Annotated in this window: 1 protein-coding gene; it reads left to right on the top strand. The window is 69.3% G+C overall.

Features of this window, described 5'->3' with window-relative positions:
• Window positions 1-200 (top strand): NlpC/P60 family protein (locus tag GV790_RS29405; protein WP_175586041.1); only part of this gene is annotated, 200 nt, incomplete at its 5' end.
• Between the last annotated feature and the right edge of the window lie 132 nt (window positions 201-332).

Here is a 332-nt window from a genome sequence, read left to right as displayed (position 1 = left end):
GCGTCGAGGTGTCGTTGAGCGGGATTCAGCCGGGTGACCTGGTATTCAGCGACTTCGGTCCGCGTGGTCCCGCGCAGGTCGGCATCTACGCCGGTGACGGGCAGATGATCCGTTCGGCACCCGGCGCGGACGCGAATTCCGCGGGCGGGGTCGCGGAGGTGCCCGTGCCGGGCGACGCGCGAGCGAGGAGAGTGTTGTGAACACGCGTGCGGTAGTGCCGAACGGGCGGCGCGGGCGGTTAGCCTGGAAGAACAAGGTATCGGCGCACGCGAAACTGGTGGTGGTGCTGGTGACTGGCATCGCGATGCTGAGCGCGGCCTGCGGTCGCGAGC

This window comes from Nocardia cyriacigeorgica, from assembly GCF_010858045.1.
GTDB classification, from domain to species: Bacteria; Actinomycetota; Actinomycetes; order Mycobacteriales; family Mycobacteriaceae; genus Nocardia; species Nocardia cyriacigeorgica_E.
This window is presented reverse-complemented; position numbering and strand designations above follow the sequence as displayed.